This window comes from Methanobacteriaceae archaeon (assembly GCA_029219465.1).
Classification (GTDB): domain Archaea; phylum Methanobacteriota; class Methanobacteria; order Methanobacteriales; family Methanobacteriaceae; genus Methanocatella.
This window is the reverse complement of sequence record JAQXTL010000002.1, coordinates 105,592-120,817: the sequence shown is the minus strand read 5'-3', so window position 1 is coordinate 120,817 and position 15,226 is coordinate 105,592. Positions and strand designations below refer to the sequence as shown.

At 30.7% G+C, this 15,226-nt stretch carries 17 protein-coding genes; 10 read left to right on the top strand and 7 right to left on the bottom strand.

Going from position 1 to position 15,226, the window contains the following annotated elements; all coding sequences use genetic code 11:
- Positions 1 to 21: 21 nt before the first annotated feature.
- A complete protein-coding gene (gene carB, locus PUD86_00745) occupies positions 22 to 3,198 on the top strand; it encodes a carbamoyl-phosphate synthase large subunit (GenBank protein MDD6775813.1) in 3,177 nt (1,058 codons plus the stop codon).
- A gap of 18 nt (positions 3,199 to 3,216) precedes the next feature.
- On the opposite strand, the gene PUD86_00740 is transcribed toward carB, so the two are convergent.
- Positions 3,217 to 3,447, bottom strand: a complete 231-nt coding sequence (locus PUD86_00740; GenBank protein ID MDD6775812.1) for a hypothetical protein — start codon at positions 3,445 to 3,447, stop codon at positions 3,217 to 3,219.
- A 464-nt stretch (positions 3,448 to 3,911) separates the two neighbouring features.
- On the opposite strand from PUD86_00740, the gene PUD86_00735 reads away from it, so the two are divergent.
- The 4 genes from PUD86_00735 to PUD86_00720 are packed head-to-tail and all read left to right on the top strand — an operon-like array spanning position 3,912 to position 6,876.
- On the top strand, positions 3,912 to 5,072 hold the full coding sequence (locus PUD86_00735; GenBank protein MDD6775811.1) for an amidohydrolase family protein: 1,161 nt from the start codon (positions 3,912 to 3,914) through the stop codon (positions 5,070 to 5,072).
- A gap of 31 nt (positions 5,073 to 5,103) precedes the next feature.
- The gene (locus PUD86_00730; GenBank protein ID MDD6775810.1) at positions 5,104 to 5,529 is read left to right on the top strand and encodes a universal stress protein; all 426 of its coding nucleotides are present in this window, start codon (positions 5,104 to 5,106) and stop codon (positions 5,527 to 5,529) included.
- Positions 5,530 to 5,564: 35 nt separating this feature from the next.
- Positions 5,565 to 6,410, top strand: coding sequence for a CBS domain-containing protein (locus PUD86_00725; protein MDD6775809.1), 846 nt, complete (start codon positions 5,565 to 5,567; stop codon positions 6,408 to 6,410).
- Between the two features lie 7 nt (positions 6,411 to 6,417).
- Complete coding sequence (locus tag PUD86_00720) at positions 6,418 to 6,876, top strand: hypothetical protein (GenBank protein MDD6775808.1); 459 nt, start codon at positions 6,418 to 6,420, stop codon at positions 6,874 to 6,876.
- Here the strand turns inward: PUD86_00720 and PUD86_00715 are convergent.
- From PUD86_00715 to PUD86_00700, 4 genes are read right to left on the bottom strand one after another with little or no spacing between them, the layout of a single operon-like run.
- Positions 6,873 to 7,883, bottom strand: coding sequence for an ATP-binding protein (locus PUD86_00715; GenBank protein ID MDD6775807.1), 1,011 nt, complete (start codon positions 7,881 to 7,883; stop codon positions 6,873 to 6,875). The genes PUD86_00720 and PUD86_00715 overlap by 4 nt on opposite strands.
- Positions 7,880 to 8,533: a TfuA-related McrA-glycine thioamidation protein gene (locus tag PUD86_00710; protein ID MDD6775806.1), complete on the bottom strand. Its 654-nt coding sequence runs from the start codon at positions 8,531 to 8,533 to the stop codon at positions 7,880 to 7,882. The genes PUD86_00715 and PUD86_00710 overlap by 4 nt, the downstream gene beginning before the upstream one ends.
- A 4-nt stretch (positions 8,534 to 8,537) precedes the next feature.
- A complete protein-coding gene (locus PUD86_00705) occupies positions 8,538 to 9,740 on the bottom strand; it encodes a YcaO-related McrA-glycine thioamidation protein (protein ID MDD6775805.1) in 1,203 nt (400 codons plus the stop codon).
- Positions 9,741 to 9,742: 2 nt separating this feature from the next.
- Positions 9,743 to 10,384, bottom strand: a complete 642-nt coding sequence (locus PUD86_00700; GenBank protein ID MDD6775804.1) for a site-2 protease family protein — start codon at positions 10,382 to 10,384, stop codon at positions 9,743 to 9,745.
- Positions 10,385 to 10,461: 77 nt separating this feature from the next.
- Here PUD86_00700 and PUD86_00695 point away from each other — a divergent pair, with 77 nt between their 5' ends.
- Positions 10,462 to 11,475 (top strand): aminopeptidase P family protein, encoded by a 1,014-nt coding sequence (locus PUD86_00695; protein ID MDD6775803.1) that lies wholly within the window; start codon positions 10,462 to 10,464, stop codon positions 11,473 to 11,475.
- Positions 11,476 to 11,486: 11 nt separating this feature from the next.
- On the top strand, positions 11,487 to 12,059 hold the full coding sequence (locus tag PUD86_00690) for a transglutaminase-like domain-containing protein (GenBank protein ID MDD6775802.1): 573 nt from the start codon (positions 11,487 to 11,489) through the stop codon (positions 12,057 to 12,059).
- Here the strand turns inward: PUD86_00690 and PUD86_00685 are convergent.
- Positions 12,056 to 12,703: an amino acid racemase gene (locus PUD86_00685; GenBank protein ID MDD6775801.1), complete on the bottom strand. Its 648-nt coding sequence runs from the start codon at positions 12,701 to 12,703 to the stop codon at positions 12,056 to 12,058. The two genes, PUD86_00690 and PUD86_00685, sit on opposite strands and share 4 nt — an antisense overlap.
- 304 nt (positions 12,704 to 13,007) lie before the next feature.
- On the opposite strand from PUD86_00685, the gene PUD86_00680 reads away from it, so the two are divergent.
- On the top strand, positions 13,008 to 13,976 hold the full coding sequence (locus PUD86_00680) for a DUF4405 domain-containing protein (protein MDD6775800.1): 969 nt from the start codon (positions 13,008 to 13,010) through the stop codon (positions 13,974 to 13,976).
- A 62-nt stretch (positions 13,977 to 14,038) separates the two neighbouring features.
- Here the strand turns inward: PUD86_00680 and PUD86_00675 are convergent, their stop codons facing one another.
- Positions 14,039 to 14,305 carry a hypothetical protein gene (locus PUD86_00675; GenBank protein MDD6775799.1) on the bottom strand — a complete coding sequence of 89 codons (267 nt, stop codon included), beginning with the start codon at positions 14,303 to 14,305 and terminating at the stop codon, positions 14,039 to 14,041.
- Between the two features lie 31 nt (positions 14,306 to 14,336).
- Between PUD86_00675 and PUD86_00670 the strand changes: the two genes are divergently transcribed.
- Together PUD86_00670 and PUD86_00665 are read left to right on the top strand one after the other, a co-directional pair.
- The gene (locus PUD86_00670; protein MDD6775798.1) at positions 14,337 to 15,005 is read left to right on the top strand and encodes a type II secretion system F family protein; all 669 of its coding nucleotides are present in this window, start codon (positions 14,337 to 14,339) and stop codon (positions 15,003 to 15,005) included.
- Positions 15,005 to 15,187 carry a class III signal peptide-containing protein gene (locus PUD86_00665; GenBank protein MDD6775797.1) on the top strand — a complete coding sequence of 61 codons (183 nt, stop codon included), beginning with the start codon at positions 15,005 to 15,007 and terminating at the stop codon, positions 15,185 to 15,187. Before PUD86_00670 ends, PUD86_00665 begins: the two co-directional genes overlap by 1 nt.
- Positions 15,188 to 15,226: the final 39 nt, after the last annotated feature.

Sequence of the window (15,226 nt, the reverse complement as noted above, 5' to 3'; positions counted from 1 at the left end):
AAATTTAATGAGGATTATAATATGCCAGTTGATAAGGATATTAAAAAAGTATTAATTATTGGTTCTGGACCTATTCAAATTGGACAAGCAGCTGAGTTTGATTATTCAGGATCACAAGCATGTAAATCATTAAGAGAAGAGGGAATTGAAACAGTTCTTGTTAACAGTAATCCTGCTACTATCCAAACTGATATTGATATGGCAGACACTGTTTATACTGAACCATTAACTCCGGAAGTTGTTGCTAGAATTATCGAAGAAGAACAAGTAGATTCAATTTTACCTACTATGGGTGGACAAACTGGATTGAATATTGCAACAGGACTTGGAGATTTAGGCTTACTTGATGGAATTAAAGTTTTAGGTTCTGATGTTCAAACTATTAAAGACGTAGAAGACCGTGATTTATTTGCAAATCTTATGGATGAGATTGGTGAAGAAATTCCTAAATGTCATGCAGTTGAAAGTGTTGAAGAAGCACTTGAAGCAGTAGAAGACATTGGTTATCCTGTTATTGTAAGACCAGCATTCACCTTAGGAGGTACTGGTGGTGGAATTGCACATAACGAAGAAGAATTAATTGAAATTGCAACTCATGGTTTAGATATGAGTTTCATCAACCAAGTTCTCATTGACGAATCAGTTCTTGGATGGAAAGAAATCGAATTTGAAGTAATGAGAGATAAAGAAGATACCTGTATTATTGTATGTACTATGGAAAACATTGATCCTATGGGTATTCACACTGGAGACAGTGTTGTTGTTGCGCCAATCCAAAACTTATGTGATGAAACCGTTCAAAAAATGCGTGATGCATCAATTAAAATTATCAGAGCTTTAGGAATTAGAGGCGGATGTAACATTCAATTTGCACTTAACCCTGAAACTGATGAATACAAAGTTATTGAAGTAAACCCACGTGTATCCAGAAGTAGTGCGCTTGCATCTAAAGCAACAGGTTATCCAATTGCAAAAATCTCTTCAAAAATTGCTTTAGGATTAACTTTAGATGAAATTAAAAACGATATCACCAAAGAAACACCAGCTTCCTTTGAACCCGCTATTGATTATGTTGTTATCAAAATCCCAAGATGGCCATTTGATAAATTTAAAGGCGTAAGTCGTGAAGTAGGAGTTCAAATGAAAGCTACTGGTGAAGTAATGGCTATTGGAAGAACCTTTGAAGAGGCATTCCAAAAAGCACTTAGATCTCTTGATATGGGATTCGATGGTTTCGAATACATTGACTACACTGAAGAAGAATTATCCAATCCTACAGATAAAATCTATTTCCAAATCTACTCCGCTATTAAAGACGGAATGGATATCGATAAAATAAGAGAACTCACCAATATCGATAACTTCTTCTTATACAAAATCAGAAACATTGTTAACTTTGAAAACAGTGTAACTGCTGAAAAATTAGAAGATGAAGAATTCTTAAGAAAAGCTAAACAAATGGGTTGTTCCAACAAAAGATTAGCAGACTTATCTGGCCAAACCGAAGAATATATTAAAAATTTACTTTCAAGATTCAACATTAAACAATCATATAAAATGGTGGATACCTGTGCTGCTGAATTTGAAGCTAAAACCCCATATTACTACAGTAGTTACGATAAAGGAAATGAACTTACTTCAACCAACAAGAAGAAAGTTGTAATTCTTGGTGCAGGACCAATCAGAATTGGTCAAGGTATTGAATTTGATTACTGTTGTGTACATTCCTCTTTAGCTTTAAAAGAAGAAGGAATTGAAACAATCTTAATCAACAACAACCCTGAAACCGTAAGTACTGATTATGATATTTCTGACAAATTATTCTTTGAACCACTTACCTATGAAGACGTAATGGGAGTAATTGAACAAGAAAAACCTGACGGAGTAATTGTTCAATTCGGTGGTCAAACTTCAATTAACTTAGCTGTACCTCTTGCAAATGCAGGTGTTAAAATTTTAGGTACTCCATACGAAAGTATTGACAGAGTTGAAGACAGAGAATTATTTGCTGAACTTTTAGAAAAATTACACATTCATCAAGCACCATATGGAACTGCAAACTCATTTGAAGAAGCAAAAGAAATTGCAGAAGAAATTACTTTCCCAGTTCTTGTTCGTCCATCATACGTAATCGGTGGAAGAGCTATGGAAATTGTTTATGATAACAACGAACTTGAAGAATATATGAAAGAAGCTGTAAAAGTATCTCCAGAACACCCAATTTTAGTTGACAAGTTCTTAGAAGATGCTATTGAGCTTGATGTGGATATTTTATGTGATGGTGAAGATGTATTCATCGCAGGAATTATGGAACACATTGAAGAAGCAGGTGTTCACTCCGGAGATTCTGCATGTGTAATACCTCCTCAAACTATTCCTGAATATATTTTAGACACTATCCGTGAAAATTCAACTAAATTAGCTTTAGAATTAAACGTTAAAGGTTTAATGAACATTCAATATGCTGTAAAACCTGATGAAGAAATGGTTTACATTATTGAAGCTAACCCTCGTGCAAGTAGAACTGTTCCATTTGTAAGTAAAGCAATTGGAGTTCCATTAGCAAAAGTAGCAACCTGGATTATGCAAGGTGCTAAACTCAAAGACTTCGGTTTAACCAAAGAAATCAAGTTAGACCATGTTGCAGTAAAAGAATCTGTATTCCCATTCTTAAAACTTCCTGAATCCGATACTGTTTTAGGTCCTGAGATGAAATCCACTGGTGAAAGTATCGGTATTGATGAAAACTACGGAATGGCATTCTATAAATCACAACTTTCCGCAGGTATGGAATTACCTAAAGAAGGTAAAATATTTATCAGTGTTAAAGAATCAGATAAAAAGAAAATTAGACCAATTGCAGAGACTGCATCCAATTTAGGATTTGATCTTATTGCAACTGCAGGTACTGCTGATGCAACCGGTCTTGATTCAGTTGAAAAGATATTAAAAGTATCTCAAGGTTCTCCTAACATCAGAGATGCTATCTTAAACAATGAAGTAGATTTAATTATTAATACCTCTGAAGGTAAACAATCTGCAAAAGACGGTTACATTATTAGACGTCTTGCTATTGAACTTGGTATTCCTTACGTTACTACCTTAGCTGGAGCAAGAGCAGTTTTAAATGCAATTAAAGCTATTCAAAATAATGAAATTAAAGTTAAATCTTTAAACAAATACGTTGATGGAGAATAGTTTTTCTCTATCCTTTTTTTATTTATTTACAAGGTAATCATTAATATTGATACCACATGATGAACATTCTGTTTCGCCAACTTTTAATCTGCTTTTACATTTAGGACAGAAGTTTAGTTTTACTTTGTATTCTACTTTTGGATCAATAACTGCATTAAGTTCAATTTTTTGAGTAATATTAGTTTTTAAAACGCTTTTATCCCAATCATTGTTCATTAATAGCTTTTTATAATAAAATGCTTCAGTCATTGTATCATATTGGCCAATGTTTTCATCGCCTTTTTTGATGTAGAACTTTCTAATCTTGTGGTTAAAGAGAATTTCACCTTCTCTTTCTTTTTTGTTGACCTTGGTTCCTTTAATTCTGCCTTTTGGTCTTTTTTCTGGAAATGGTGGCAGGACTTTATTTTCATACTTGTTTTCAAGATCACACTCAACAAGTAAATCATAATCAAAATTACAAAAAAATAGTGCATCTCTTTCATATAATGCGTCAGATAACTTTTTAAACTCTCCGTAGTCTTTATTATTATATTTAACTCTATATACGTTTCCAGTTTTTACAATATTCCTGTAAAAGTATCTTATTTCTTGAGAGTTAATAATATCACCTGGTTTAAAAAGTCTGAATTATATATCTTATTTTTGTATTTTTGATTTAATAAATATTTAATGCTAAAATATATTAATTAAAAAAATTAGATTCACCTTTAATGTTCACTATAGCAAACGGAATCATATTAAAAGGAATGGATTTAGTTCCAGCACGTGAAAATATTGTTGTTGGTGATGGAAAAATCATTGAAATTGGAAAAGATGTCTTAGAAGGTGAAATAATTGATGTTGATGGAGCTATTGTTTGCCCATCATTCATAAATGGTCATATGCATATAGGAGACTCTATCATTAAAGATGAGGGCTATGGTTATTCATTAAGTGAGATGGTGAAACCTCCTAATGGAATTAAACATGTGGCATTGTCTAAGGCCAGTGATGATGATTTAGTCGAAGCAATGAAATCTTCTATGTGGGATATGGTTAATAGTGGTACAACTCACTTTATTGATTATCGTGAAGGTGGACTAAAAGGAGTTAAGCTATTAAAAAAAGCAGCTGAAGGTATTCCAATAAAATCAATTATTTTAGGACGTGACGACAGTTTTTATGGCGATGATCCTGATTTAAGTAAAGTAAAAATAGCTGTTCGTAAACTCTTAAAAATTGCTGATGGTATTGCACCAAGTGGTTTTGGGGAAATTACAACTGATGTTGCAGATATAATCTCAAAAGAATGTAAAAAAGAGGGAAAAATATCTTCAATTCATGTTGCAGAATCAGAATCTAATCAGATAGAATCTTTAAATGATTGTGGTTTGTCTGAAATTGAAAAGGGAGTTAATTCTAAATTCTCTCAGTTGGTACATCTTACAAATCCAAAAAATAATGATTTAGATGGTGTTTTGCAGTCTAATCAAAATACTGTTGTATGTCCAAGAGCTAATGCAACATTAAATGTTGGTGTGGTTCCATTGCCTCAAATGCTTGATTTAGGTATAAAACCTATGATTGGAACTGATAATGTAATGCTTAATTCACCAAATATGCTTCGTGAATTGGAGTTTAGTTTAAAAATCATGTCAGTGTGTTATAGAAAGTATATTGATCCATGTGAGTTATTAAAAATGGCAACTACAAATGTCTGTGGATTTGATATTAATAATGTAGTTCAAAAATCAGTAATTTTGGAGGATAATTTGGCTCAATTTAATGTGTTTAATTCATTTTCCAAAAATCCATACCTTAATATAATAAATCGATGTGAAACGAAAAATATATTATATAGGATTAATAAAAAAATTATTCATAATATATAATCGATATTAATGTATTATTTGGAGGTTGTTAATGATGTATAAAAAAATACTTGTTCCAACAGATGGTTCAGAATTTGCAAAAAAAGCACAAAAACAAGCTTTATTTTTAGCAAATGTCTGTGGGGCGGAAATAATCGCTATAAGTGTTACAGAAAATAATTTTGTTAGCGGACTCCCATTAGATGACGAAGTATATCAGTTAAATCAAATTTTAAAAGAAAGATCTGAAGAAAATCTTGAGGAATTTGATAAATTGAATAAAAATGATTTAAAGATTACTCATGTAATTAAAGAAGGTTTGCCTGCTAAAGTTATCCTTGAGGTAGCTAAAGAAGAAGATGTTGATTTAATTGTAATGGGCAGTTCTGGCAAATCCGGATTTGATAGATTTATTATGGGTAGTGTTGCAGATAAAGTTGTTAATTCAGCTAAATGTGCAGTACTTGTAGTTCATTAATTACAATTTATTGTATTTTTATAATAGGTGTTTATATGTTAGTTAAAAGAACAATGTCTAAAAATGTAGTAAGCGTTTCTGTTCCTGGTAACAGAGACAAAGTTTTAGACTTAATGAGAAAAGAAAAAAAAGCAGTATTACCAGTTGTCAAAGGAGACACTGACATTTTAGTAGGAGTCATAACTCGTTCTGATTTAATTAATAATCCTGATGAAGAACAACTTGCAATGTTAATGAGTAGAGATTTAGTCACCGTAAAACCTGGTGATGATGTAGTTGATGCTGCTCGTAAAATGGTAGATAATAATGTTAGAAGAGTTCCTGTTGTTGATGATGAAGGAGCATTAGTGGGTATTATTACATCATTTGATATTGTATCCAATGCATTAACTAAAACTGAAATTAATGATGCAGTTGAAAATTATATGATTACAACTGTTCCAACAACATGGGATAAAGCTCCATTAAACGTTGCATTTGAAACTATGAATCAATTTGGTTTAAAATCCGTTTTAGCTCTTGATGATGATGCTAAATTATCTGGAATTTTAACTGAAACTGATTTCATCTCAGAAATTGAAATTATTTCTGAAAGAAGTGAACACAGTTCTACTGTAGGAACTGAAGGAGATAAATGGTCCTGGGACAGTACTTCAGTATTATACATTGAGAAAAATCACTTGAAGTTTACTGATAAAGTTGTTTGTGATGTTGCTGTAGGAAATGTTGAAGTTGCTAACTCTAAAACTAAAGTTTCTGACTGTGCTAGAAAAATGAAAACCTTAAACATTGAACAAATTCCTGTTATTGGTGTTGAAGGTAATTTAGTAGGTCTTGTAAGAGCTAGTGATTTAATTAAAGCATTAATTCCGCAAGAATAGTGGTATAATGGCAGTTAGTCCAGTTTTAGTGATTAAAGTAGTTGATAATACAAGTGTTGGTGTTCGTGCGAGGTTATATGATGATTTCTCCGAACACGAAATTGTTTTAAATTCTGTTCTTACATATTGGTGGGCTAATGATATGCCTCCTGCCATTAAATTTTTGGAACTTTTGGATTCTGTTATCAAAAGAACTATTAATGAGATTATGCCTCATAAAATGTTGAATTTAAAATATGAGGTTAAATCAAATGATGCTTTGGAAAAAGCTTCTGAAATTGAAATAAAATTAATCTCAATTACAGCAGATGACGTTGGGTTTAAAATTGATGGAGATTCTATTTTCCTTAAGAATCTTAGAAAAGTAGAAGATGATTTTGAACCTAAAGAATTATTGACCACTTTTGATCAAAGTATTGAAACTCCGGATATCGTATTAAAAAAATATATGGAAATGAAAAACTAGATGTTTCTCCTTATTTTTGTAAGGACATACATGAATCTGTTTAATGCATCTTCATAGTTTTTAAAATTATTTCCTTTTATTAAACCGGTATCATAAATATCAATATTTTCTATTTCTATTTTTTTATTTGTTTTATTCAAAATTTCATTTTTAAGTTGTTTTTTTGTATTTTCCATGTTGATTGTGAATGGAAGGTTATATGAAAATGAACCATTTTTGCAATCAAGAATTATCTCATCAGTATTTTTAATTTCTGATAAATTTAATGATACTTTTTTATAACCTTGCTTTTTTAATTCATCGTTTATCTGTTTAAATTTATTATCTTGCAGAACTTCAATAATATTATCTACTTCACACATACTAACTTTTCCAAAATCTCTAACTTTGACGATTTCGCAGTTGGTATTGGATAAAATATAATCTTCACAATAACTGATAGTATCTATTTTTTCTTTTGTAATTGGAGTATCAGTTTTAATTCTTGTTGCAAGGCATGTAGTTGATTTTGAATAAGGAATATTATTTTTATCAAGATATTCGTGAATTTCCTTTGAGTTTAATCTAGCTTCAATTAATGGTGTTTTGAAGTTATTAGCATAAGTAATTAATATTCCTGGGCGATCATCAATTAAATCGCTGATGTTATTGCCGTCACAAATATAATCAAAGCCATTTTCAACTGCAAGCTTTTTAATTTCACTATACATTAAATTACGGCATGTATAACATCTTTTTGGTGAATTTTCTAAAAAATCATCATCTTTATAAAAATCAATATCAATTATCTCATGGCGAACATTATAAAGATCAGTTACTCTTTTGGTATGTTCAATAAAACCAGTTGGCATTAAATGATTATCAATGGTAATTGCAAGGGTGTCTTTTGCAAAAAGGGATGCTAAATAAATGATTAATGTTGAATCACTTCCGCCTGAAAAACCAATAGCTACCTTTTTGTCTTTTAATATTTCTTTAACGGTGTTTATCTTATTTTCTATATTCATTCAATCACTGACTTAATATGGTTTAGCAATTCTTTTGCATCTTCTTTTTTAATATCTTTTGAAGTACGAATAAAATCAATTAATTTTCCTTTTTTATCAGCGTCTAAACTTGATTGTGATAATGTTTGAGCATAATTTCTTTTAGGATAATAGGTTTCTTTTGTAATCTTAATTAGTTCATCTTTTTCTTCTTTGGTTATTATATTTTCAGCTACTGCATTTGTAAAAACATAATTCATACTAATTAATGGAACTGAAAGTGCTTCTAGTGTTTCACTGTCAAGCATTACTGCAACATCATCATCAGAAGTAACATTTCCACTTGCATATTCATTATAACAATATCCAATACCTTCCATTCCTAAAACGTCAAGTTCTGATGCTCTAAGAGCTCCCATACTTGAAGAACCATATACTTTAACTCCTTTTTTCATCACACTAAGGATTTCTCTATGTCCAACAGCAGAATTTTGATGAAATACTCCATCAATTATTGCGATAATGTCCGGATTTTCTTTTATATCGTGACTTAAGTCTCCTCTTTTGATTGGTCTTTTGTAGACTACTTCAATATCGTCGTGTGAATCTAAAATTTCCTTTGCTTCGCTAAAAGGAAGTGAAAGCCCTGTATAAATGAGAATCTTTACCATTTTATCATACTCTTAAAAATCTGTATCCTGCACGATTAGGATCAATTGCATAAAGCTCCATTTCTGGAATTATGACTCTTACAACACTTATGTCAAGTTCAGGTCTTGTTAAATCAGTATATAGGATGTGTTTAATATCATTAGCTATTAATTCATCTTTTACAATTTCAATATCTTCATTAATGGATGTTGTGGATTTATTTTCAATATCTCTAAAATCAACTTGCTCTTCTTCCTGTCTGAAGTAGTATTTGTTGATTCTTTTCATTCTTTCATAACCTGCTTCACGTGCAAAATCTGCTCTTACTGTGTCTTCACGAGCACCGTTGATTTGGGTTGCTCTGCTTTGTGCAACTTCGGTTAGTGCTCTTAAAACAGCAATTTCTGGATCAAGGTGTGTTCCCATTCCAAGTGTTAATAATCCAGCATCTTTTGTAACAGTATCGTCTGCAGAAGCAGCTATTGTTGGAACTTGGATATCTGCTGTGAAATCCATCAATTTAATTTTAATTCCATTGGATTCAAATTTTTCAATGGTATTGTTTATCAATTCACTTTCAATAGTGTCTAAATTGATTTGTGAATAATTTTTATGTGTTAACTCAAAAATACTCCACGCATCTCTTTCAATTACTTCAAACATTCCATGTAATATTGCTTCTTCTAAAATGTTTCCTGAAGCAAGACCATTGGTGTTTGATTTAAAAAAGCTCTGAATATCATTATCATGAGTATATGGGTGGAATACTGCATTTGAAGGAACATAATGGTCTTTATTTGAGATTATATCTGTTGCTAAATTCCATTCTAATGGGATTTGTGATATATCTTCTTTTTCATATTTTTGAGGTAGATTTAAGGTTTTAGGATCAATATATTCACCTTTAGTGCTGATTTCATCAACAGTTGCGATAATTGTTTCATCATCGTCCTGTTTTTCAGCAGAATATCTCTCAAAACCTTCCATCATAGCAGACGCTTTAGCATGGTCTTTTGTGATTCCTTTTCCACCATAAATACTGATTGCACCATCTTCTGCAGTAGGTCTGATTGCAGTAAATACTGGAAGTCCAATTCTATCCAAATCAGTAATGTCTGCAATACGGGTAATTCCTGCAGTTATCAATTTATCTTCATTATTTTCAATTGTTTTTTCAGGAGCAATAACTCTGTGTGTTCCTTCAAAATATGTGAGCTGTTCTGTCATTCTTAAAGTCCTATAATTAATCTTACAATATTTTCAACGCCTATTGTCATTGACATAAAAGTCATTAAACCTGCAACTGCAATTGTAACAACCCAAATTCCAGCATTCCAGGTTAATACTTTAGATCCATCCAAGTTTCCAAATGGTATTAAGTTAAATGTAGCAAGGAAACTGTTAATTGTATATCCTACTGAACAAACAAGGAATATTAACAAGGATGTTTCAGAGAAAAATGCTGTTGGGTAAACAACAACACAAATTGCCAAGAAGATTAATGCAATGATTATATTGACAATAGGTCCAGCAATTGAGATTTTACCGTTGATTTCATCGTTCATATAGTTTGCATAGGTATATACTGCACCAGGTGCTGCAAATACAAATCCTAAAAATGAACTTAAAAGTGCAAATATTAATCCTTGTGGCCATAATTTAAATTCTGCCCAGTATCCGTACTTCATTGACACGAATTTATGTCCAAGTTCATGCAATATAAAACCTGTTCCTACACCAACCATAACAATTGGTAAAATATTAAGTACTAAAGAAGGGTCTCTTCCTCCTTGTACTATTGCAAAACTTAAAGAGATTACAACAAATGCAATTATTAAATCTCTTATTTCATTAGCTGTAAATTTAAACATACTTTTAAAATATCTAATTTGACTTTAATAAAATTATCCTTTATTTTTTTATAATACTTTTTTCTTAATTATTAAACATGCAAATACATGTAAATAATATTTTAAAAAAATTGCAGGAAGATAATATTCATGCTTATATGCTAACACAATTTAACAATGTCAGTTATCTTTCAGGATATAAACCAACAAGTTTTGCTTTTTGTATAATTAAAGAAAATCCGATTATTTATGCATCTGGAATGGATATGGAAATTGCAAAACGTGATTCAGCTATTGAAGTTAAAGAATATGAATCATATGATGTTATGGTTGGTGAATTAAAAAAAGAAGGTATTAAAAACCTTGCAATTGAACCAACTCTTCCATTCAGTACTTATGTAAGATTTAGAGATGATTTTAACATTTGTGCAAAAACATATGTTGATGAGCAGCGTATGATTAAAACTCCTCGTGAGATTGAAAATATCACAAAAGCAACTGAAATTGCTCAAAAATCATTTTTACAATTGGATATTAGGAATAATGAATCAACTGAAAAGGAAATAGCTTTTGATCTTGTAAGATATATGATTGAAAATGGTGCTTCAAAAGAATCATTTGACACAATAGTAACCAGTGGTGCTAATTCAAGCCTTCCTCATGCTGTTCCTGAGGCTAAAAAATTACAAGAACCAATTTTAATTGACTGGGGAGCAATATTTGACGGGTATTGTTCTGATAATACAAGAACTATTGTATTTAGTGAAGCTCAACAGGAAATTTGGGATATTGTTCGTGAAGCTCATGATAAAGCTATTAAAGCAATCAAACCAGGTTTAAAATGCTGTGAAATAGACAAGGTTGCCCGTGATATTATTTCAGACTATGGGTATGGTGATAACTTTATACACTCAACAGGTCACAGTTTAGGTCTTGATATTCATGAAACTCCTGGATTTTCAACACGTGATGAAACAGTAATTGAAAAGGGAATGGTTATAACAGTTGAACCTGGAATATACTTGGAAGGAGAATTTGGAGTTAGACTTGAAGATACAGTTTTAATCTCAAAAAAAGCTAATATAATTGGGGATTTGCCTCTCAACTTATAGGGGATTGTTAAATGAACGATTATTTAATTGAAACACAAAGCATTGACTATAATGATGAAAACATTCAAAAAAAGGTTGGTCATCTAAAAGAGTTATCTAGTGATGATATTGATTATATTGAGCGATGTTTCATGTTTGTTCGTGATGAAATTCCACATTCATGGGATATTAATGCAAGTGTTGTCTCAAAAAAAGCTAGTGAAGTACTTGCAAATAAAACAGGGGTGTGCTGGACAAAATCATGTCTTCTTGCAGCTCTTCTAAGAGCAAATGGAATTCCATCTGGAATTAGCTATCAGTTGCTTACAAGAGCAGATGATGCAAGTGATGGTTATATTATCCACGCTTTTAATACTGTTTATATTGAGCAATTAGATAAATGGATCAGGCTTGATGCACGTGGAAATAAGGAAAATGTAAATGCCCAATTTTCATTGGACGAAGAACATTTGGCTTATGAAACTAGAAGTGAGCTTGGTGAAATTGACTATCACAACAACCAAACAGATTTGGATGAAAGATTAGTCAATGTATTAGCTAAATGCAATGAGGTATCTGAAATTAGAACTGATTTTGAGTTCTAATCCATTGCCATTTTTATTAATTTATTTATATGTATTTCAGTTGCATTTAAAACTGGTACTGGGGAATTGTCGTCATTTATAATTAATGGTATTTCAGTACATCCAAGAATAATTGCTTCAATTCCATATTTGTTTTTCATTTCTTCGATTATATTAACAAATTCTTTTACAGTACTTTCGTTAATAGTTCCGTGAACAAGTTCTTCAAATATTTTATTATCAATTAATTCTTGGCCTTTTTCATCAGGTACGAATACTTCAATTCCTTCTTTTATGAAATCTTTTTTCATATGGTTTTCTTTCATTGTAAAACCAGTTCCTAAAAGCCCAACTTTTTTAATTCCTTTTGAAACTGCTTTTTCACATACTGCTTTTGGAATGCTTTCAAGTTCAATATCTGTTTTTTTATAAATGTGATCAAGTAAGATGTGCATTGTTACTGATGTAAATGATATGATTTCTGCACCACCATTTTTTAGATATTTTATTCTTTCAACCATATAATCTGAAGCTTCTTCACAGTTTCTATTTCCTATTTGATTTAGGATATTATACATATCAACACTTTCAATAGTAATTTCAGGTAGTTTTTCACCACCGTTCATTTCATTTAGTTCATGAGTTAATTTTTTGTAATACATTATTGTTGATTCTGGAGCAGTTCATCCAATTAATCCTATTTTTTTCATTATTTTTTCTCCATTTGTTATTAATATTATATTTTTTTGACTTCATTTAAATAGTTTCATCACTTTTGTTTAATTTGAATTTTTTTAATTTACACTTTAATTAACTATATTTTACAAAATACTAATTTTTTTGATTAATGGTCTTAAATATTTGTCATTTGATTAAATTTTAAATACTATTTTTGACAAATGTTTAATTGTAATTTTAAAAATGTGATAATATGAAGAGAAATACTTGGAAACTATTGATTGATGGGTTATGATTGTATTCTTTTTATTAATGTATAAAAAAAGAATCGTATCCATAGGTTTTCATGAAATTATAGGTTTATTGGTATTTGTAATTGTTCTAATTCACTTATTTTTCAACAGAAAACTGTTTATTGCATCAGCAAAGAAATTCAGAAAAATAAAAACCAAAACCAAATTGAGATATATTGTAGATGTAGTTTTATTAATTGATTTTGTATTGATGGTTATTACTGGAATAATGATTTCTAAAGTATTATTCAACTTCGGATACTTTGGAATTTGGAAGTTTATACATAATTTCTTATGTGCATTTGCACTAATTCTTGTAGGTATTCATCTTGGTCTTGAATGGGATACATTCTATTCAATGATTAGAAAAATTATTAAACTACCTAAAAATCCGTCAAAATCATTGGTTATTGTCATTTCTTTGTTGATTCTCGTTGGTGGAGCTTTTAGTATGGCAAATACATCATTTGCAGACTGGTTATCTGGACCATTTACATATGATCCTTCAAACCCTCATGGTGATGGTCATGGTAATGGATTAGGTCTTGGAAAAGGAAATGGTGGCGATGGTCAACATTTAAATGGTACTGATATGGGTAATAAAACTGGTAAGCACTTAAATGGTACTGGTCAGGGTAAACATGATGGTTCTGGACAAGGTAAGCATGATGGAACTGGTCCTGGTAATGGAAAGCATGATGGTTCTGGACAAGGTAAACGTGATGGTTCAGGTAAAGGATTACACAAAAACCAAAATAGAACTGGGGAAGGATTAGGAAATAATGGAACTCTTCAGCACAAAAATCAGAATGTCTCCAAAAACAATTCTCATGAGTTAACATATGATAGTATTTTCAATTCTGGAAATATTGACTATGTAGCTATGATTATTAATATTATTGAAATTGGATTTGTTATTGGATTCTTTGGTGTAATTACCAGATTTGTGACTAAACGTATAAAATAGAATATTGATTATTCTATTTTACTTATTTTTTTTATTTTACATCTAAAAATTGATTTTAAAACTTACTGAGGGTTTATATTTTTTAAAATATAATATTTTTCCATGAAATTTAAAATGATTGATGATGTAGCTTTATTTTTAGACAATAATATTTCTGATGCGTATTTATCTAAATTTAGTGAATTTTTATTAAGTGGTGCTATTTTTACAGATGCAAGTAAAGTTTTATCTATACTAATAATAGTTATTACAGTAATGGAAACTTTTCTAGTAACTCTAATAATTCTTTTTAATTTATCATTTTCCTTGTTAATTTTTCCATTTTTCATAATTCCTGCACTTTTTGCTTATGTTATTTTAATGCAGGAAAAGAGAGTACAGGAAATTGAACGTAGCGCACCAGACTTTTTAAGACAGCTCTCAAGCATGCTTCAGGTTGGTTTAAGCTTTGAAAATGCAATGGAAGATATGTCTCATTACTCTAAAGGCCCGTTATATGATGAGATAAGGCGTGCAATAATTGAAATTCGAATGGGGCGTAATTTTGATGAAGCATGGAGGGCAATGAGTGTCCGGTTAAAATCAAAAGAACTGGAGAGGATATTTGGAATTATACTTGATGGAAGAAAAAGTGGATCAAGTATATCAACAGTATTATTTGATGTTTCCAATGATTTGAGGGATTTAATAGCTCTTAAACGTGAGCGAAAATCTGCAGTTATGATGTCTGTTATGTTTTTACTAATTTCAGCTATTGTAGCAACACCATTTGCTATGGGAATGGTTAGTGTATATTCTGAGTTTATGCAAACCTATGGGATGCAAACAGAGATTATTCTTACAGCTCCTCTTGCAGGAGAGCTTTATTTAATGATTCATTCTCTTTTGATTGGTTTTATTATTAGTATTATAATGTATGGTGAAATAAAACCTGGAATTAAGTTTTCACTACCTCTTGTGGCAGCAGCATTCGGAATATTTTATGTTATTTCTAATTTTGGTGTATCATTACTTATGGGGGGATTTTAATGGATGAAAAAGCACAAACCTCTGCTGAGTTTATTTTACTGTTTGGAGGAATATTTGTTGTGGTATTACTTGTTATTTGCATGTATCGCAGTTATATGGATGATTTAGGTAGTGAAATTCAATCAAAAGAAGTAAATGAATTTAATAATCAACTAAAAAATCTGGAAAAATACTTTATTTAAATATTCATTTAATGCAATGCTTTTTATTACTTAAAATAT